The sequence below is a fragment of the Niveibacterium sp. COAC-50 genome, from assembly GCF_013184235.1.
Taxonomy (GTDB): domain Bacteria; phylum Pseudomonadota; class Gammaproteobacteria; order Burkholderiales; family Rhodocyclaceae; genus Niveibacterium; species Niveibacterium microcysteis.
Map to the genome: position 1 here is coordinate 761,958 of NZ_JABCJM010000001.1, position 17,859 is coordinate 779,816.

16 protein-coding genes are annotated in these 17,859 nt (G+C 61.7%); 11 read left to right on the forward strand and 5 right to left on the reverse strand.

Annotated elements, in window-relative coordinates; genetic code table 11:
• Positions 1 to 4 precede the first annotated feature (4 nt).
• From HH302_RS03465 to HH302_RS03475, 3 genes are all read left to right on the forward strand, one after another.
• Positions 5 to 640, forward strand: coding sequence for a hypothetical protein (locus HH302_RS03465; RefSeq protein ID WP_172198238.1), 636 nt, complete (start codon positions 5 to 7; stop codon positions 638 to 640).
• An 18-nt stretch (positions 641 to 658) separates the two neighbouring features.
• Complete coding sequence (locus HH302_RS03470; RefSeq protein WP_172198240.1) at positions 659 to 4,471, forward strand: pilus assembly protein; 3,813 nt, start codon at positions 659 to 661, stop codon at positions 4,469 to 4,471.
• A 97-nt stretch (positions 4,472 to 4,568) separates the two neighbouring features.
• Positions 4,569 to 5,336: a uracil-DNA glycosylase family protein gene (locus HH302_RS03475; protein WP_371814557.1), complete on the forward strand. Its 768-nt coding sequence runs from the start codon at positions 4,569 to 4,571 to the stop codon at positions 5,334 to 5,336.
• Positions 5,337 to 5,385: 49 nt separating this feature from the next.
• Here HH302_RS03475 and lplT read toward each other — a convergent pair whose 3' ends face one another.
• Entirely contained in the window at positions 5,386 to 6,648 is a 1,263-nt protein-coding gene (gene lplT, locus HH302_RS03480) for a lysophospholipid transporter LplT (protein ID WP_172198244.1), read from the reverse strand.
• Positions 6,649 to 6,875: 227 nt separating this feature from the next.
• On the opposite strand from lplT, the gene HH302_RS03485 reads away from it, so the two are divergent.
• The 4 genes from HH302_RS03485 to tpiA all read left to right on the forward strand — a co-directional run bounded on the left by HH302_RS03485 (position 6,876) and on the right by tpiA (position 11,138).
• Positions 6,876 to 7,799, forward strand: coding sequence for a LysR family transcriptional regulator (locus HH302_RS03485; protein ID WP_371814558.1), 924 nt, complete (start codon positions 6,876 to 6,878; stop codon positions 7,797 to 7,799).
• Positions 7,792 to 8,874 carry an alanine racemase gene (gene alr / locus HH302_RS03490; RefSeq protein ID WP_172198246.1) on the forward strand — a complete coding sequence of 361 codons (1,083 nt, stop codon included), beginning with the start codon at positions 7,792 to 7,794 and terminating at the stop codon, positions 8,872 to 8,874. The genes HH302_RS03485 and alr overlap by 8 nt, the downstream gene beginning before the upstream one ends.
• On the forward strand, positions 8,874 to 10,247 hold the full coding sequence (gene radA / locus HH302_RS03495) for a DNA repair protein RadA (protein WP_172198248.1): 1,374 nt from the start codon (positions 8,874 to 8,876) through the stop codon (positions 10,245 to 10,247). The genes alr and radA overlap by 1 nt, the downstream gene beginning before the upstream one ends.
• Positions 10,248 to 10,364: 117 nt before the next feature.
• Positions 10,365 to 11,138 (forward strand): triose-phosphate isomerase, encoded by a 774-nt coding sequence (gene tpiA / locus HH302_RS03500; protein ID WP_172198251.1) that lies wholly within the window; start codon positions 10,365 to 10,367, stop codon positions 11,136 to 11,138.
• Between the two features lie 74 nt (positions 11,139 to 11,212).
• Here the strand turns inward: tpiA and HH302_RS03505 are convergent, their stop codons facing one another.
• The 3 genes from HH302_RS03505 to HH302_RS03515 form a co-directional block, all read right to left on the reverse strand.
• Positions 11,213 to 11,686, reverse strand: coding sequence for a MarR family winged helix-turn-helix transcriptional regulator (locus HH302_RS03505; RefSeq protein ID WP_172198253.1), 474 nt, complete (start codon positions 11,684 to 11,686; stop codon positions 11,213 to 11,215).
• Positions 11,687 to 11,690: 4 nt separating this feature from the next.
• A complete protein-coding gene (locus HH302_RS03510) occupies positions 11,691 to 12,512 on the reverse strand; it encodes a M48 family metallopeptidase (protein WP_172198255.1) in 822 nt (273 codons plus the stop codon).
• A 117-nt stretch (positions 12,513 to 12,629) separates the two neighbouring features.
• The gene (locus HH302_RS03515; RefSeq protein ID WP_172198257.1) at positions 12,630 to 14,024 is read right to left on the reverse strand and encodes a transglycosylase SLT domain-containing protein; all 1,395 of its coding nucleotides are present in this window, start codon (positions 14,022 to 14,024) and stop codon (positions 12,630 to 12,632) included.
• Positions 14,025 to 14,201: 177 nt separating this feature from the next.
• Here HH302_RS03515 and HH302_RS03520 point away from each other — a divergent pair, with 177 nt between their 5' ends.
• Positions 14,202 to 15,155, forward strand: a complete 954-nt coding sequence (locus HH302_RS03520) for a diguanylate cyclase (RefSeq protein WP_172198259.1) — start codon at positions 14,202 to 14,204, stop codon at positions 15,153 to 15,155.
• A gap of 5 nt (positions 15,156 to 15,160) precedes the next feature.
• Here HH302_RS03520 and gloB read toward each other — a convergent pair whose 3' ends face one another.
• Positions 15,161 to 15,925: a hydroxyacylglutathione hydrolase gene (gene gloB, locus HH302_RS03525; RefSeq protein WP_172198261.1), complete on the reverse strand. Its 765-nt coding sequence runs from the start codon at positions 15,923 to 15,925 to the stop codon at positions 15,161 to 15,163.
• Between the two features lie 28 nt (positions 15,926 to 15,953).
• Here gloB and HH302_RS03530 point away from each other — a divergent pair, with 28 nt between their 5' ends.
• From HH302_RS03530 to dnaQ, 3 genes are read left to right on the forward strand one after another with little or no spacing between them, the layout of a single operon-like run.
• Positions 15,954 to 16,691, forward strand: coding sequence for a methyltransferase domain-containing protein (locus HH302_RS03530; RefSeq protein ID WP_172198264.1), 738 nt, complete (start codon positions 15,954 to 15,956; stop codon positions 16,689 to 16,691).
• Positions 16,688 to 17,134 (forward strand): ribonuclease HI, encoded by a 447-nt coding sequence (gene rnhA / locus HH302_RS03535; protein ID WP_172198266.1) that lies wholly within the window; start codon positions 16,688 to 16,690, stop codon positions 17,132 to 17,134. The genes HH302_RS03530 and rnhA overlap by 4 nt, the downstream gene beginning before the upstream one ends.
• Complete coding sequence (gene dnaQ, locus HH302_RS03540; protein WP_172198269.1) at positions 17,134 to 17,856, forward strand: DNA polymerase III subunit epsilon; 723 nt, start codon at positions 17,134 to 17,136, stop codon at positions 17,854 to 17,856. Before rnhA ends, dnaQ begins: the two co-directional genes overlap by 1 nt.
• Positions 17,857 to 17,859 lie beyond the last annotated feature (3 nt).

The window sequence follows — 17,859 nt, forward strand, 5'->3', positions numbered from 1 at the left end:
GACTATGTCTATTAAGAAAGCTGGACGGTGTGATGCTTCGCCTCGTCGCCAGGTCGGCGTCTCGCTGGTAATTGTGCTTGTAGTGCTTGTGGCCATGATGGTTGGCGGCCTTTCGGTGCTGAGGAGTGTCGATACATCGGCATTACTTTCTGGGAACTTGGCATTCAAGCGCGACAGTATCAACCAGACAGGCACGGCGCTTAATGCCGTGCTCGCGACCATGAAAACTGCCGCATTCATCAATGGGGGTGATGACGGCACAGGCTGCCCGGCAAGCTGTAGTAAGGCTGCAACCTGGAAGACCCAGAACTATTGGCCTCGGCTTATGGAGACTGACGTCAACGGAATTCCCGTCTTGCTGAAGACTGCGGGAACGTTCGATTCCACTTTTACCGCTGCCAAGCCTACTGCTGGCACCGGGAATACCGTTCGATACGTCATCGAACGGATGTGTAACGACTACGGGATCGTCACCGAGACCAAGTGCACGCTTGCGGCCAATTTTGAACGGGGTGGTTCCCAGCCGCAGGACAAGCCAGGTGCGGCGGCCCTGCCTTTGTACCGAGTAACTGTTCGGGTTGATGGGCCTCGCAACACCCAAACCTACGCCCAGGCAATTGTTACGGTCAAGGATGATTGATCAGGAATGGAGAGCAACATGAAGAACCCGAATCGGATGTCGGACTCTGTGCGTCGCGGGATCGCACGCTTGCTCGCAGTCTGTGTGGCATGGTCGGCTGTTCCGGCTGCAGTTCATGCGGCAGCCACGCCGCTTGCGGATCAGCCTATTCAGACGACGCAGGCGGTTCCTGCAAACGTGATGCTCGACCTGTCTGTTGAGTTTCCAACGGCGGTCAGTTACGCGAATATTCAGTTCACTTTCGATCCGAATACGACGTACCTAGGCTATTTTGATTCGGCAAAATGCTACGACTACAAAACCGAAACAGTCGGCGGGGTGTCAGCGTATTTTGCTCCAGCCAGCACGGCGGCAGCCGGATCGAACTGCTCAGGTAAGTGGAGTGGTAATTGGTTGAATTGGGCAACCATGACCGGTATTGATGAGTTTCGCTGGGCGATGACCGGCGGTAACCGAGCAGTCGATTTGCCGGTTAGTTTTTCGGATTCGGTCTATAAGACAATCTTGCAGCGTTCGTTTTTGCCAGCCTCTCAAGGTTCGGCAAAAAACTTCCCCTCTCGGGTAATTTCAAATACTGACGCTGGAAAGTTTACGGCCATTTCGACCACCAACAGCCTTTGTGTTATCAATCTCGGTCAAGGCGTCAATATGCGGATCGGCGGGACGAGTTCAACGCCGGGGACGACGTCCGGATGTAGCATAGACAAGACGCCGACATCCGCTGACTTTGCGGTCAACGTGGAGGTATGTAAGACGGGGTTTTTGGAGGCAAACTGCAAGGGCTACGTGAGCGCCGACGGCACAAAGGTGGCCTACAAGCCAACCGGCCTGATGCAAGACAACTTGGGAAAGATGAATTTCGGCGCCTTTGGCTATGTGGTGCTCGATTCCGAGAGTTGGAACCTTAAGTTTGATGGCGGCGTGCTAAGAGCGAGGATGAATGATCTCTCAAAAGAGATTCTCGATACCGGCGCTTTTGCGACGGACCCCGAAGGGCTGCTTTCGTCGGATTCTGACCTTGTCGCCACCGGCGCAATTAACTATCTCAACCGTTTTGGCTACACATCGAAGTACTACAAGAGATACGACAACGTCAGTGAAATGTATGCGGAGTCGATCAAGTACTTCAAGAATCTAGGGCCGACAACGGGCTATGTGCCCGATTCGCCGACCAAGAACATGAAAGACGGTTTTCCAATGTGGAAGACCTGGAATGACCCGATCCAGTACTGGTGCCAACAGAATTTCATCGTCGGGATCGGCGACGTGAACACGCACGCCGACAAGAATCTGTCCGGTAATCCGGCGCCGTCGACCTCTGAGCCGTCCACTATGCCGAGCAACGTCGATAAGGATATGGGGAGCCTTAAGACTGCGTATGCATGGACGAATGAGGTTGGGCGTCTTGAGGGTCTGGGGACGCTTGGTGATTCTGTATTCAGCGGTAATGCGGGTTATTACATCGCCGGTCTTGCTTACTACGCCCATACGCAGGATCTGCGGTCGGATCGCGACAAGAAACAGACGATCAGCACCTACTGGGTCGATGTTTTTGAATACGGAAGCTACAAAGATAAAAACCAGTACTGGCTCGCGACGAAGTATGGCGGCTTTGCCGATGTGAATAACAACGGTGTATTTGATTCGAGCTCGGATATTTGGAACGCAAACAAAAGAAAGGCTGGGTCGGCAGGATCGACGCCCAGTTATGATATACCGGACAATTACTACGGTGCATATGATGCAGCCTCGATGGTGAGTGGGCTTAGAAGTGCATTCTCGAACATCAACAAGCTCCAAGGGGCTGGTGCAGGTGTCGGCCTCTCAAGCTCGTCGTTTTCGTCAACGACGACGGACGAAGCGGTTTTCCAGGTCAAGTACGACTCCAACTCGTGGACCGGTGATGTGAAGGCGTTTCGCATAAGCAGCGTCGACACAACGACAGGCGCCATTACCTTGGCGGCAAAGTGGAGCGCCGCCGCGAATTTGGCAACATTGGTGTCGGGAACAGGGTGGGATTCGCAGCGCAAGGTGGTCGCGGTTACGAAGAACACATCTGGCGTTCTGGTTGGGAAGCCGTTCAGGAAAGATTCGCTGAGTGCGGACGATCTCACGACGCTTGGATCGACCGCCACTGAGCAGCAGAACGTTATCAACTATCTGCGCGGGGATCGTACGAACGAGACGTCTGGCGTGTCACCGCCGGACGGTAAGGCTTATCGCCATCGTGACGCAATGCTCGGAGATATCGTCAGTTCCAAAGCAGTTTACGTTGGCCCGCCGTCGGCTCAGTACAGCGATGCATTTAATCAGGGGTATTCGGCATTCGTATCGAAGTACAAGGACCGGAAGCCGGTGGTCTTTGTGGGCGCAAATGACGGCATGCTGCATGCCTTTGATGCCGACACGTCGGGTACAGGGTCCGGGGGCACGGAGCTTTTCGCGTTGGTGCCGAATGCTGCGTTCAACGGGCCCGATAACGCGCCGGCGACGAGTGGCCTTGTGGCCCTTACGTCAAAGACCTATTCGCACCGCTATTATGTGGATGCAACGCCCGAGGTCCGCGATATTGATATGTCTCGCGCTGGCGGGGCTACGCCTTCCGACGCCACAACATCAGATTGGCGCTCGTTGATGGTGTTTGGATTAGGTAAAGGTGGGCGCTCCTTTGTTGCATTGGATGTAACCGATCCGTCGACGTGGACCAGCGAAACTGCCGTGGCCGGCAAGGTTCTGTGGGAGTTCAAGGACGCGGATATGGGCTTTAGTTATGGCCGCCCGCTGATTACGAAGATGAGGAAGTACGGCTGGGTTGTTGTCTTGACCGGTGGGTATAACAACACCCTCAACAAGGCAACGGATGGAAAGCCTGGTCAAGGCGTCATTTATATCTTGAATCCGCGCAACGGGAGCGTGTTGGAGCGTATTTACACCGGCTCCGGGTCGGCAGGCTCGCCTTCGGGTTTGGCGCAGGTAACCGGCTACACGCAGGACTATACGGATTACACGACCGAGCAGATCTATGGCGGCGATCTTGATGGAAATGTGTGGCGCTTTGATGTTTCGCAGACAAGCAGCGATGCTCTACCAAATCCTGTAAAAATCGCGACACTCAAGGATTCGGATGGCAAGGCTCAGCCCGTCACAACTGCGCCGCAGGTCGAGTACGGTGCGTCGGATTTGAAGCGATACGTCTTCATTGGTACCGGCAAGATGCTGCACAGCGACGATCTGACTAAAGACCCTTCGCGCTCCCAACGTCAGACTTTCTACGCATTGCGCGACGGAAATAAGCTCGCCCCGTATACCGATGGAAGCGGCGGTACGATTCCCACTGGCGCTTCGTTCCCCGTTGCGCGCGACAAGCTTGTCGAGGTAACGGACCTTGTTGCCGGTGCTACGCTTGATTCGAAGAAGCCGATGGGGTGGTACTACGATCTGCCTGGGGTTGAGACGGGAACGATGGCGGACGGATCGACGGTATCGATTCGTGAGCGCGTCGTAATCAATCCGCAGGCGAACGACGGTGTGATCGTCTGGGTCGGCACGCGGATGAACACGGATCCGTGTTCCCCGCTGGGTAAGAGCAGCATCTACGCCGTGAAGTACGGTTCCGGTAAATCCGTTTTGACGACGACGGTAGATGGAATTACGACTCCTCAGGCCTTCGCTACGTCGTCGGATGGCCTCGTGGGTATGCAGCAGGTTCGCTATGGCGGGGGAGTGCGGTTGCTTGGCACTTCGAGTTCTGGTGATCCGGCGTTTTACGGAAGTCAGATCGCAGGGTTTGGTGAACCCCGAATCGTAAATTGGCGAATTGTTGGTCAGTAAGCCGACAAGATGAAGAGCCCGACGAAAGTCGGGCTTTTTCTGTTAATAGACAGTCTGAGAGAGATGTGATCGGGGCCCTAACTTGAGTCGTAGTTCCGTGTTGACCACTCTGAACCTTGGCCCTCGCTGGGTGCTGCGATCACCTTTGGCGGGCGCACCGGAAGTTGCAACCGCGCTTGAGTCCCCATCGAAGTCTGCACCGATCGAGGTGATCAGTCGGCACTCGTTGCAAGAGGCGGCTATTTGCCCTGAGCGAGTCCAAGACAGCGGCGAAGTTGAATCCACTCCGCTTGACTGGGGTGAGCTTAAGTCTATTGTCGAAGGGTGCCGCAGTTGTCGGCTATGCGAGCAGCGAACTCAAGCGGTGCTCGGGGTTGGTGACCGAGATGCCGACTGGTTGTTTGTTGGAGAAGGCCCCGGTGCCGAGGAAGACCAACGCGGCGAACCGTTTGTGGGCCAAGCCGGAAAATTGCTCGATGCGATGCTTGTCGGTCTTGGGATTGCGCGGGGGCACGGCGTTTATATTGCCAACGCGGTGAAATGCCGGCCGCCCAATAATCGCACGCCCGAGCCGGATGAGATCGAGGCGTGTTTCCCCTATCTGCAGCGGCAGATCGAGTTGATTCGGCCGCGTGTCATCGTCGCGCTAGGCCGGCCGGCTGCACAGGCTTTGTTGAAACAAGAAATTCGGATCGGCGCAGCGCGCGGGCAAGTGTTCCGATTTGGTGAGATCCCGGTGGTGGTGACCTACCATCCGGCCTATCTGTTACGGAATCCAGCCGATAAGGGCAAGGCCTGGGCGGACTTGTGTTTTGCGCGAAAGACCTTGGCGTCGTCGCCGCCCAAGGTGAAAGAGACCGCCTAAGCGCTTCGAGTTGCGCCAGGTGCGGCAGCCCGTGGAACTGAGAGCCGGCTTAGTGCCGGCAATCGTCCAGCTGGCTGACGGAGTCCCGTTCGCGCTGATTGGCCTCATGCCGGAGTTTGACGAGGAAGATGGTGCCGGCGACGAAGGCGCCGAACATGACGATCACCGCATGGACCGACAGGCCCCCCCAAATTAACAGGGCGTAGAGGCCGGTCATGGCCAGGATGCTCAGGTTCTCGTTGAAGTTCTGAACGGCGATTGAGTGGCCTGCACCCATCAGGATGTGGCCGCGGTGCTGCAGCAGCGCGTTCATCGGAACGACAAAGAAACCTGCCAGCGCGCCGATGATGACCATCAGGAACATCGCGAGCCGAATGTCGTGGACGAAGATCATGACATTCACGATCAGACCCATCGCGATACCGACAGGCAGCACGCTGATTGATCGCCGCATCGAGATGATTCGGGCCGCCAATATCGAACCGAGTGCAACCCCAAGCGCGAAAACGCCCTGAATCATCGACGCCTTGGAGAGACTCAGGTGCAGGTTCTCCTCTCCCCATTTGATGACGATGAACTGCAGGGTCGCGCCGGCGCCCCAGAACAAGGTGGTTACAGCAAGCGTGATCTGGCCCAGGCGATCGCGCCACAGCAGCCGGCTGCAATGCACGAACTCATGCATCAGGTAGATCGGACCGCTACGTAGTGGTTTGTGGTCGACGCCGGTGTCCGGGATGCGCAAATTGATGATCGCGGCGACTGCGTAGAGCACGGCGATGATGGAAATAGCGAGTTCGCCACGTGTATCGATGCCGGTATCGATGCCGGGGAAGTCGAACGCAAGCATCTTTCCGACAAAGCTTGGCTCGATCAGCAGGCCACCCACCAAGGTGCCGATGACGATCGCCCCGACGGTCAGGCCTTCGATCCAACCGTTGGCGACGACCAGCAATCGCGCTGGCAAGAGTTCGGTGAGGATGCCGTACTTCGCAGGCGAGTAGGCTGCCGCGCCGAGGCCGACAACTGCGTAGGCGAGCAAGGGGTGGACACCGAAGAACATCATGCCGCAGCCGAGTACCTTGATGCCGTTACTGATCAGCATCACGCGCCATTTGGGCATCGAGTCGGCGAACGCGCCCACGAAGGCCGCCAAGACGACGTAGGACACCGTGAAGAAGAGCTTCAGCAGCGGTTCGTATGCCGCCGGTGCCTGCATATCCCGCAGGATCGCAATCGCTGCGATGAGCAAAGCACTGTCGCCAAGCGCAGAAAAGAACTGCGCGGCCATGATGATGTAGAAGCCTGGGGTCATCCTGATACTGTTCGCGTGGCCCCGGAGGGACGCGGCTTTATATCACGAACGCGTGACTCGGCCGAATCGGCGAAGGCGCTCGGGCTGCGTCGCTGGCGGCCCCGCTTGATTTGTGATGCAATCGTGCGCTGCAAAAACCCTTGTTTGACGGGCTTTTCGGTGGCGTCCCCGGCAATGCAGAACCCTGCCTGCATATCGGAGCCCTTTTCCCGTCAGGAGCATCCACCATGGCAACCATGGCCGACCGCCGGTTACAGGTATTCCTGGCCGTCGCGAAACACCGTTCATTCACGCGCGCGGCTGAAGCGCTTTACATGACTCAGCCGGCCGTCACCTTCCAGATCAAGCAGCTGGAGGAGCATTTCAACACCCGCCTGCTCGACCGCGGCTACGGCAAGGTCACGCTTACGCCCGCTGGCGAGATCGTGCTGGACTACGCCGAACGCATCCTAGGCATGAGTGCCGAGATGGAAGATCAGGTTGCGGGCCTGACGCAGGAGCCCAACGGCGTCGTGTCGGTGGGCCTTTCGCCAACCATCGCGTCGTACTGGCTGCCTTCGCTGTTGGACGGTTTCAAGCGTCAGTACCCTAAAGTGGTGCCGCGAGTCTTCGTGGGCAACTCTGAGTGGGTTGAACGCCGCGTGGCCGACAAGGAGCTGGACGTCGGCCTCGTCGAGCTGGAGTCCTCCGACGCAGGCATTGAATGCCGCGAAGTGGGGCGCGACGAGTTGTTCGCGATCGTGCCGCCGGGCCATGTACTGGCCCGCCATGTTCGCGTGCGGGCTGACGATCTGGTCGGACTGCCCTTCATCGATCGTGACCCCGGTGCGGCGATTCGCGAGGCAGCGGAGCGTTTCTTCCGCGAAGCCGGATTCCCGCCCGAAAACCTCGATGTAACCGCGGAGCTCTCCAGCCTCTCTACGATCAAGCACCTTGTGCAGCAGGGCGTTGGTTTCGCGATTGCCGCGCGCGCATCGATTGAAAAGGATGTCCAGAGCGGCCGTCTGGTTGCATTGCCGCTCGAGCCGCATCTCTATGAGACCTTGTCGGTGCTGCTGCCGAAGGACAAGTTCCGCTCGCGTGTCGTAACGATCTTCGCCGACTTCGCGACCGAGCACCTCAAGTCGCGGGGGATCAATCGCGATGCCTAGACCGATTCGGGCAACGATCGACCTGCCTGCTTTCCGTCACAACTACCTGCGAGCGAAAGCGCTCGCCCCAAGCGCCAAAGCCTGGGCCGTGGTCAAGGCGAACGCCTATGGCCATGGCTTGGTGCGGTGCGCGCAAGCGATCGCCGATGTCGCTGATGGTTACGCGATGTTGGATTTCGCCGAGGCCTTCGCCTTGCGCGAGGCTGGTTTCAAGCAACCGCTGCTGATGCTGGAAGGTGCGTTCGACAGTGCGGATACGCGCATGGCCGGCGCGCTGGGCTTGAGCCTCGCGGTACACGAAGTCGAGCAAATCCGGATGCTGGAGACCGAGCCGCTGGAGCGGCCGGTAGACGTGTTTCTCAAGCTCAATACCGGCATGAACCGGCTCGGTTTCGCGCCCGAGCAGGCGGGTGCGTTGAGTGCGCGCCTGAAGGCGGCGCGCAACGTCGCCAGCGTGACCTTGATGACGCACTTCGCGCGTGCCGACGATGAAACCGGTATCGCAGGCCAGCTCGCACGCTTTGACGCCGCCGCGGCAAGCCTTGGCCTGCCGCACAGCATCGCCAACTCGGCGGCCTTGCTGCGTTTCCCGGAGGCTGCACGCGATGGCGTGCGTCCGGGCATCATGCTCTACGGCGGCTCGCCGATGCCGGATCTGAAGTCGGCTGCGTCGCTCGACCTGCGTCCGGCGATGCATCTGGAGTCACGCCTGATTGCCGTGCAGCAGATCGAAGCTGGAGAAGCCGTCGGTTATGGCGCCCGCTTCGTCGCGGAGAAGCCGACTCGCGTGGGCATCGTTGCTTGCGGCTACGCCGATGGTTACCCGCGCCATGCATTGACCGGCACGCCTATCCTCGTGGATGGGCAGCGTACTCGCACCCTTGGTCGGGTATCGATGGACATGCTGGCCTGCGACCTGACCGACTTGCCGAATGCCGCAGTTGGCAGTGAAGTGGTGCTGTGGGGCCGCGGCTTGCCGGCCGACGAGGTTGCCAGTGCGGCGGGCACGATCAGCTACGAGTTGTTCTGCGCACTCGCCAATCGCGTGCCAGTCAGCGTCATCGGCGCGGCTTGATGGCGAAGGTCAAGACGGTTTACCAGTGCACCGAATGCGGTGCGCAGGCGCCGCGCTGGCAGGGGCAGTGCCCCGGCTGCGCGCAATGGAACACCCTGGTTGAGTCGATTGCAGCACCAGCAGGTGGGGCTGCCAGCCGTTTCACCGCCCTCGCGGGCGAAGTCAGCCAGATCAAGAAGCTGGCGGATTTCACGCCGCAGGAACACTCGCGCTTTGCGACCGGCATTGAGGAGTTTGACCGTGTGCTGGGCGGCGGTCTCGTCGCCGGCGGTGTTGTGCTGATTGGTGGCGATCCCGGCATCGGCAAGTCCACCCTGTTGCTCCAGGCGCTGGCCACTCTGTCGCTGCACTGCAAGGCGGTGTACGTGAGCGGGGAGGAGTCGGGCGAGCAGGTGGCGCTGCGCGCGCAGCGCCTGCAGCTGGATGCCGCAGCGCTGGAAATGCTGCCGGAGATCAACCTCGAGCGCATTCTCGACACCCTCAAGACGCAGAAGCCGCGGCTCGCGGTGATCGACTCGATCCAGACGCTGTACTCCGAGGTGCTGCAGTCGGCACCCGGCTCGGTGGCTCAAGTGCGTGAATGCGCCGCTCAGCTCACCCGGTTTGCCAAGCAGAGCGGGTGTGCGCTGGTGCTGGTGGGTCATGTCACCAAGGATGGTTCGCTGGCCGGCCCGCGTGTGCTGGAGCACATCGTCGATGCGGTGCTGTACTTCGAGGGCGACACGCAATCGAGCTTTCGTCTGGTGCGCGCGTTCAAGAACCGTTTCGGCGCGGTGAACGAACTGGGCGTCTTTGCCATGACCGACAAGGGCCTGCGCGGCGTCAGCAACCCCTCCGCGATCTTCCTGTCGCAGCACGAACAGGATGTTTCGGGCGCGTGTGTGCTGGTGACGCAAGAAGGCACGCGGCCCTTGCTGGTCGAAGTACAGGCGTTGGTGGACCCCGCCCATGCGCCAAGCCCACGGCGGCTCAGTGTTGGTCTTGAGCAGAACCGTCTGGCGATGCTGCTTGCGGTGCTGCATCGCCATGCCAGCATCATGTGCGCGGACCAGGATGTGTTCGTCAATGCGGTGGGCGGTGTGCGGATCGGCGAGCCTGCGGCGGACCTGGCAGTGTGCCTTGCGATCGTTTCGTCGCTGCGAAACAAGCCGCTGCGTCGCGATTTGGCGATGTTCGGCGAGGTTGGTCTGGCCGGCGAGATCCGCCCCGCACCGCGCGGGCAAGAGCGCTTGCGCGAGGCGGCCAAGCTGGGGTTTCGCGTTGCCCTCGTGCCGAAGGCCAATCTGCCGAAGCAGGCGATTCCCGGCATCGAAGTCATCGGTGTCGACCGGATCGAGGATGCGCTGAGCAAGGCGCGCGAACTCGAGGCTTGAGGGCCGTACCTGCCGCCGATTTGATCTGGCCGGTGTCCCGAACACTGGCGTCAATCTAGAATTCAATATTTCCCCCTTCGGCTTCGCGCCGGCAAAAACCGAAAACAAGGAGTTCCCATGCGCAAGACCTACGTCATCGGCAACTGGAAAATGAACGGCAACAAGGCCGCCAACAAGGCGCTGCTGGATGGCCTCAAGGCAGGCGTACCCGCTGCCAAGGCTGGTGTGGCCATCGCCGTGTGCCCGCCGTTCGCTTACCTCGAGTCGGTGATCGCCGAAACCGCCGGTTCCGTGATCGGGGTGGGTGCGCAGGATGTGTCGGAATACGACAAGGGCGCCTATACCGGCGAAGTGTCGGTGTCGATGCTCAAGGATGTTGGCGTGACCTACGCCGTGATCGGCCACTCCGAGCGCCGTGCCCTGTTCGGTGAGACCGACGAGTGGGTTGGCAAGAAGACCGCTGCAGCGCTGGCCGGCGGCCTGGTGCCGGTGGTGTGTGTCGGCGAAACTGAAGCCGAGCGCGTTGGCAACCAGACCGAAGCCGTGCTGGCGAAGCAACTCGACGCGATGCTGGCTGCAGTGCCGAACGCTGCTCCGGGCTCGATCGTGATTGCCTACGAACCGGTCTGGGCGATCGGCACCGGCAAGACCGCTACGCCGGAAATGGCGCAGGAAACGCACGCCTTCATCCGCAACTACATCAAGAAGGCTGGCGATGCCTTTGCCGCTGAAACGGCGATCCTTTACGGCGGCAGCGTCAAGGCCAGCAATGCGCTGGGCCTGTTCGCGATGCCGGACATCGATGGCGGTCTCGTCGGCGGCGCATCGCTGATCGTTGAGGAGTTCGTTGGCGTCTACAACGGCGCTGCCGAAGCCTTCGCCAAGCGCTAAGCACAGCGCACTGACAGAAAAAGGGGCGCCCGTCAGTTCGACGGGCGCCCCTTTTTATTTGCGGCGGTTTTGGCTCAGGTGCCGGCGGACAGGCGTTCTGCGTTGGCCAGCATGCGGCCCATCAGGTCGCGGAGTTGCGTCACTTCATCGGCGCTGAACCCTTCGAAGTGCGCGTTGAGTACGCGGGCGGCGTATTCCGGGAGTTTCTGGTTTACATCGGCCCCGGTTTCGGTCAAGTGCAGGTAGGCGGCGCGGCGGTCGTGGTCGCTGCGCGCGCGGCGGATCAGGCCCTTTTCTTCCAGGCGATCGAGCATGCGGGTCATCGATCCGGTGTCATAGTGGACGCGCCGGCACAGCGCTGCGGCAGTGACCCCCGGCGTTTCGGCAACCTGCACGAGCACCGCCCATTGCGCGCTGGTGATGCCCAGCGGCGCGAGTTCGCGGTCCATCACCGCCATCATGCGCGCCCGCAACGCGTTGATCATGAAGCCGAAGCTATCCTGCACCTTGTATGTCTCCGCGGTGAAAATCGGGGCATCATTCGCCATCGTTTCAGCCTTTCTGTTTCTGTGTGTGGGGATTCTGAGCCCGCTCGTAGAGCGGCATGACTTCCGGGAGGTGGCGCTCGATCTCCCGGATTCTGTCCTTACCGGCCGGATGCGTCGAGAGCCATGCAAATCCGCCTCCGCCACCGGCCTTCGCCATCTTTTGCCAGAGCGATATGCCGGCACGCGGGTCATAGCCCGCCCGGGCGGCGAGGTCGAGTCCGACCACATCGGCATCGCTCTCGTCTTCACGCGAGAACTTCAGCGTGAGCAGATTGCCGCCAATGTTGAAGGCGTCCGCGTAGCGGCCCTGGCCGACGAAGTGGCCGAGCAGGCCGACGCCCAGTTGGGTGAGCTGCGTCTTCGCAATGCGCTCACGTGCGTGTTCGCGCAACGCGTGGGCGATCTCGTGGCCCATCACGATTGCGATTTCGTCGTCGCTGAGCTTCAGGCCGTCGATCAGGCCAGTGTAGAAAGCGATCTTGCCGCCGGGCATGCAAAACGCGTTGGCTTCGCGTGAGGCGATCAGGTTCACTTCCCAGCGCCACGCGTTGGCACGCGGGTTGAAGCGCGCCGAGAACGGGATGATCCGCTCGGCGATACCGCGCAGTCGTTTCAGCGCCGGGTGGTTGGCAGGCGCGAGCGCGCGCTTGTCAGCCGCTGCGCGCAGCATTTGATGGTATTGCTGCCCTGCGGACTGCTCCAGTTGCTCGGCGGGCACCAGCGCACGCAGGCGCGAGGCTTCATCGACCTTAACGCCGTCGGCATGCGCGCAAGGCATGGCGAGCGGGAGCAGGGCGAAGCTGGCGAGGATCAGGCGGCGGAGCATTCTGCAGTAACAGTCAGGGCAGTCAGCGTGTGTCGCGGATCATACCTGCGAGCTTCGTGCTGCACTACCCTGTGGTGATATGCGCCCAGATGGCCCGGACAGCGCGCGGAGCGCGCGCTACTTGCGATGCTTGTTGTGGTGGGCGCCCGCTTTTGCGCCGCCCGATTTCGAGGCGTGGCTCGCCTTGCTGCTGTGGCGCGCCGTGCTGCCTCCACGCGGCTGTTTGCCGAGTCGAGGCGCCGGGGCGGGAGCCTGGGATGCAAAGCTGAGCTTTGGTGCGAGCACCGGGGCGCTCTCGGCCATTGCCACGGCGTCGCCGGATGGCACCAGCAAGGTGTAGCCTGGGCCTGGGCGCATGCGCGGCGCGAGGCCATTGACTTCGCGGAGCTTGGTTGGGCTGATGCCGAAGCGGGCCGCGATCTGCTCGACACGTTCGCCACGTTCGACGGTGTAAGTCTTCCAGCTCAGCAGCGGACGGTCGTGATTTTCGAGGTTGGTGACGAAGGTTCCCGCCTTGTCCTTTGGCACGATCACGTGGTGGTCGGATTCCCCCGGAATCACCGGACGATTGAAGGACGGATTCAGCTCAAGGAAGTCCTTCATCGGCATTTCTGCCAACTGCGCGGCAGTGTGCAAATCCATGCCGCCGCGGGTGCCGATCGAGACGAAGTAGGGTTCGTTGGGGATCGGCGGCAGCGTGATACCGAAGAGCTGCGGGTTGGCGATGATGTTCTTCAACGCCTGCAGCTTCGGCACGTAGTAGCGCGTTTCCTGCGGCATCGACAGGTAGGCAAATTCGGTTGGCAGGCCGGCAGCCTTGTTCTTCGCCACGGCGCGTGCGACCGCGTTCTCGCCCCAGTTATAGGATGCCAGCGCCAGATGCCAGTCGCCGTGCATCTCGTAGAGCGCCTGCAGGTAGGTGAGCGCGGCGTTGGTCGATGCGACGATGTCGCGCCGCTCATCCACCCACCAGTTCTGGTCGAGCGAGAAGTCCTTGCCGGTCGACGGGATGAACTGCCACAGGCCCGATGCGCGGGCCGGCGAGTAGGCCATCGGGTTGTACGCGCTCTCCACCATTGGCAGCAATGCCAGTTCGGTCGGCATGCCGCGCTTTTCGAGTTCTTCAACGATGAAGTAGAGGTACTTGCGGCCACGCTCAAGGGTGTTGCGCAGCGCGCCGGGGCGGGCGAGGTACCAGATCTGGCGATCGGTCACCAAATCCATCGACAGGTCGCGCATCGCGAAGCCTTGGCGCATGCGGGTCCAGAGGTCGGACGATTCGGTGGTGAGGTCCACCGTCGCCACCGAAGGCGTGCCAAGCTTCGACAGATCGATGCTGGATACTGCGGTCAGGCCGGTACCCGCTGTCGCCGCGATCGGTGCGGTGCCGCCCGTTTGTGCGGGCGGTGGAGGCGGGTCGCTGTCATCGGCGGCCGCATTCCCGGCGGGTGTAATGGCCAGTGCGACTGCGCAACAAAGCAGCGCAGCGAACCGGCGCGCGATAGACTGCATGGGAAAGGTCCGGCGACGTGCAAAGGCGTGATTGTATCGGGCTAGCGGCGATGGGGTCAAAATGCTTTTGTTTCATAGGGTTGCGTTACTGAATCGGCCTTGCGGCCGAGTGTTTGGCGGGGCGGCACGATGACGGGGCTGATGGACGGGTCGCCGGTTTTCCGTCGCGAAGGGGGCATGAAAGCGCTGCTGATCGAGGATTCGCTCACCAGCGCGACATTGATCGCGCATCAGTTGCGGGCGATCGGCATCGAGCCGCTGGTCGCGCGCGAGGGTGAGGAGGGGATCGAGCTGTTCAAGGCCCATCGTCCCGATCTCGTGCTGCTCGATGTGATCCTGCCCGGCATTGATGGTTTTGAGGTCGCCAAGCGCATTCGCCAGTTGGAACAGCACGGCGAGTGGACCCCGATCATCTTCCTTTCCGCGCGAACTGGCGACGACGATTTGCAGCGCGGCATCGAGGTGGGCGGCGACGACTATCTGTTCAAACCGATCAGTTCGATCGTGCTGGCCGCCAAGGTGCGCGCCATGCAGCGGTTGTCGCAGATGCGCTACTCGCTGGTGGTCCTCACGCGTCGCCTCGACGACGCCAACCGCGAACTGCAGCGCCTTTCGTCAATTGATGGCCTGACGGGCATTGCCAACCGCCGCCAGTACGACAGCACGCTGGTGCGCGAATGGCGCCGTGCTCAGCGCCGCAGTTCATCGATCGCATTGGTGGTGTGCGACGTCGATCACTTCAAGCGCTACAACGACCACTTCGGGCACCAGGGCGGGGATGAATGCTTGCGCCAGGTTGCCGCGTGCCTGGCAGAGCAGGCCAAGCGCCCCGCCGACCTTGTGGCACGCTACGGCGGCGAGGAATTCGCAGCGATCCTGCCAGATACCGATGCCGAGGGCGCGTTGCAGGTCGCCGAAGCCATGCGCCGCGCGGTGTATGAACTTGCGCTGCCGCACGCGCCGACCGCTGACCTGCCGAACGTGACGATCAGCCTTGGCGTTGCCGCCGCGGTGCCGCCGCGCGAGGCCCCGACCCCGGGCGCCCTGATGGCGTCGGCCGATGCGGCGCTCTACGAAGCCAAGCGCCTGGGCCGCAATCGCGCGCTCATCGCGCAATCGCTGCTGGCCTGAAGCCCTTAGCGGAACTCGTTCTTCCAGCGGCGCAGCGCGGCGAAGACCGCCCCCGCGTCTGCCAGCGTTTCACCACTCACGGCTTCGGCCATGCGCCGCACGTCTGCCTGATCGCAGCGCAGGAACGGGTTGATCCGCCGCTCGACCCCGATCGTGGTCGGGATCGTCGGGCGCGCCTGCGCCCGCAGCGCATCACATTGCCCGCTGTAGGCAACGATATCCGGGTTGCCCGGCTCCACCGCCAGCGCAAAACGCAGGTTTGACTGCGTGTACTCGTGCGCGCAGTACACCCTTGTGTCGGCGGGGAGGGCCGCAAACCGCCCGAGCGAGGCGTGCATCTGCGCCGGCGTGCCCTCGAACAGCCGCCCGCAACCTGCCGAGAACAAGGTGTCGCCGCAGAACAGCGCGCCAGGGCTGAGGTAGGCGATGTGGCCAGCGGTGTGGCCCGGTACCGCCATGACGGATAGGCTCAAGGCGCCGTTCAGCAGGCTCAGCGTTGCGCCATCCGTCAGCGCGTCGGTGAGGCCCGCGATGGCCTCGGTCGCCGGCCCGAAGACTTTGGGGTGATGGTGCGCGGAAAGCGCCGCAATGCCGCCGGTGTGATCGCCGTGGTGGTGCGTGACGAGGATCGCGTCAAGCGTGAGATGGCGCTCGGCGAGAAATCGCTCGACCGGCGCGGCGTCACCCGGATCGACCACTACACAGTGGCCATCGGCGACGATGGTCCAGATGTAGTTGTCCGAGAAGGCGGAAAGCGGAACAATCTGCATCCCGGCAATTTTCGGCGCACTGCTCACGATGTCAATTCCCGGATGTGCCGCGTGGCTTGAAACGCCACTGGGCCGCTACCTGATCGACTGGGAGTTGGCGCAGGTCGATGCCCGTGTGGCCGACGTGTTCGGCTTTCACGCGATCCAGATCGGCCTGCCCGAGCGCGACTACCTGCGCAACAACCGTATCGGGTTCAAGTTCCGCTGTGCCCGCTCGGGTGATGTGGCGCTGATCAGCGATACCCATGAGTTGCCGATTGCGTCGCAGAGCGTTGATCTCGTCGTGCTGCCCCATGTGCTGGAGTTTTCCGAGCATCCGCACCAGGTGTTGCGCGAGGTGGAGCGGGTGCTGGTGCCGGAAGGGCAGTTGCTGATTTCGGCCTTCAACCCGGTCAGCCTGTGGGGCGTGCGCCGTCTGCTTGCGGCCAGTACCGGTGAGTTCCCGTGGCAGGGGCAGTTCCTCAGCGTACGCCGCATGAAGGACTGGCTCGCGCTGCTGAGTTTCGAGAGCCAGCCCGCGGTGTTCGGCGCCTATATTCCGCCGGTGACGCCGCCGCGCTGGATTGAACAGTGGCATTTCATGGACAATGCCGGCCCCCGCTGGTGGCCGTTTGCAGGCGGCACCTATGTGATTCAGGCAACCAAACGCGTGCGCGGCATGCGCCTGGTTGCCCCTGCGTGGCGCGATCGCCGCGCCCGCGCGAAAGCCTTTGCACCGGTTGCCCAGCGTGACCCGGTGTCGATAGAAAGAAACATCCCTGAATGACCGATTCAATTGTAGATATCTATACCGACGGGGCCTGCTCCGGTAACCCGGGACCCGGCGGCTGGGGCGCGATCCTGCGCGCGGGTGGACACGAGAAGGAGTTGTTCGGTGGCGAGCCGTCGACCACCAACAACCGTATGGAGATGACCGCGGTGATTCGCGCGCTGCAGGCGCTGACGCGGCCGGTGCAGGTGCGTGTGCACACCGATTCGCAGTACGTGCAGAAAGGCATCTCGGAGTGGATCCACGGCTGGAAGCGCCGCGGCTGGAAGACCGCCGACAATAAGCCGGTGAAGAACGACGATCTGTGGCGCGAGCTCGATCAGCTGGCTGCGCTGCACCAGATCCAGTGGCTGTGGGTCAAGGGCCACGCCGGGCACCCGGAGAACGAGCGGGCGGATGAACTTGCGCGGCGTGGCGTCGAGCAGGTGAGGAGCAAATGATGCGGCAGATCATCCTCGATACGGAAACCACCGGCCTTGATTGGCGCACCGGCGATCGCGTGATCGAAATCGGTTGTGTGGAGATGGTGGCGCGCAAGCTCACCGGGCGGCATTTCCATGTCTACATCAACCCCGAGCGCCCAGTGGACCCGGGGGCGATGGCGGTGCACGGCATCACCGATGAATTTCTCGCCGACAAGCCGAAGTTCAAGGATGTGGTGGAGGACTTCGAGGCCTTCGTCGCCGACGGCGAGCTGATCATCCATAACGCGCAGTTCGACGTGGGCTTCCTGAACATGGAGCTCGACCGCCTCGGCCGGCCCAAGCTCGACGTGTTGTGCGCCGGCGTGATCGACACGCTGAAGATGGCGAAGGAGCAGAACCCGGGCAAGAAGGCGTCGCTCGACGCGCTGTGCCAGCGCTACGAGATCGACAACGGCCACCGTGAGCTGCACGGCGCGCTGCTCGACTCAGAGCTGCTGGCCGAGGTCTACCTCGCGATGACGCGCGGGCAGGACAGCCTGATCATGGACCTGGACAGCGAGCCCGCGCCGGCCGCCGGTAGCGACGATTCAGGCGCGCCGCTGGAGCGCCATCCGCTGCGCGTCGTACGCGCCTCGCCGGAGGAACTGGCGGCGCACGACGAGGTGCTTGCTGCGATCGCCAAGGCCAACAAGGGCAAGTGCCTGTGGCTGCCGCCGGAGCCGCAAGCCCAGGCCTAGCGA

What these genes read in the sequence shown, in the direction of transcription:
- HH302_RS03510 (WP_172198255.1), bottom strand. Translation starts at nt 12,512, where the DNA reads ATGCTCCGCCGCCTGATCCTCGCCAGCTTCGCCCTGCTCCCGCTCGCC.
- HH302_RS03520 (WP_172198259.1), top strand. Translation starts at nt 14,202, where the DNA reads ATGAAAGCGCTGCTGATCGAGGATTCGCTCACCAGCGCGACATTGATC.
- HH302_RS03530 (WP_172198264.1), top strand. Translation starts at nt 15,954, where the DNA reads ATGTCAATTCCCGGATGTGCCGCGTGGCTTGAAACGCCACTGGGCCGC.
- HH302_RS03485 (WP_371814558.1), top strand. Translation starts at nt 6,876, where the DNA reads ATGGCAACCATGGCCGACCGCCGGTTACAGGTATTCCTGGCCGTCGCG.
- HH302_RS03505 (WP_172198253.1), bottom strand. Translation starts at nt 11,686, where the DNA reads ATGGCGAATGATGCCCCGATTTTCACCGCGGAGACATACAAGGTGCAG.
- lplT (WP_172198244.1), bottom strand. Translation starts at nt 6,648, where the DNA reads ATGACCCCAGGCTTCTACATCATCATGGCCGCGCAGTTCTTTTCTGCG.
- radA (WP_172198248.1), top strand. Translation starts at nt 8,874, where the DNA reads ATGGCGAAGGTCAAGACGGTTTACCAGTGCACCGAATGCGGTGCGCAG.
- dnaQ (WP_172198269.1), top strand. Translation starts at nt 17,134, where the DNA reads ATGCGGCAGATCATCCTCGATACGGAAACCACCGGCCTTGATTGGCGC.
- HH302_RS03470 (WP_172198240.1), top strand. Translation starts at nt 659, where the DNA reads ATGAAGAACCCGAATCGGATGTCGGACTCTGTGCGTCGCGGGATCGCA.
- rnhA (WP_172198266.1), top strand. Translation starts at nt 16,688, where the DNA reads ATGACCGATTCAATTGTAGATATCTATACCGACGGGGCCTGCTCCGGT.
- alr (WP_172198246.1), top strand. Translation starts at nt 7,792, where the DNA reads ATGCCTAGACCGATTCGGGCAACGATCGACCTGCCTGCTTTCCGTCAC.
- gloB (WP_172198261.1), bottom strand. Translation starts at nt 15,925, where the DNA reads ATGCAGATTGTTCCGCTTTCCGCCTTCTCGGACAACTACATCTGGACC.
- HH302_RS03465 (WP_172198238.1), top strand. Translation starts at nt 5, where the DNA reads ATGTCTATTAAGAAAGCTGGACGGTGTGATGCTTCGCCTCGTCGCCAG.
- HH302_RS03515 (WP_172198257.1), bottom strand. Translation starts at nt 14,024, where the DNA reads ATGCAGTCTATCGCGCGCCGGTTCGCTGCGCTGCTTTGTTGCGCAGTC.
- tpiA (WP_172198251.1), top strand. Translation starts at nt 10,365, where the DNA reads ATGCGCAAGACCTACGTCATCGGCAACTGGAAAATGAACGGCAACAAG.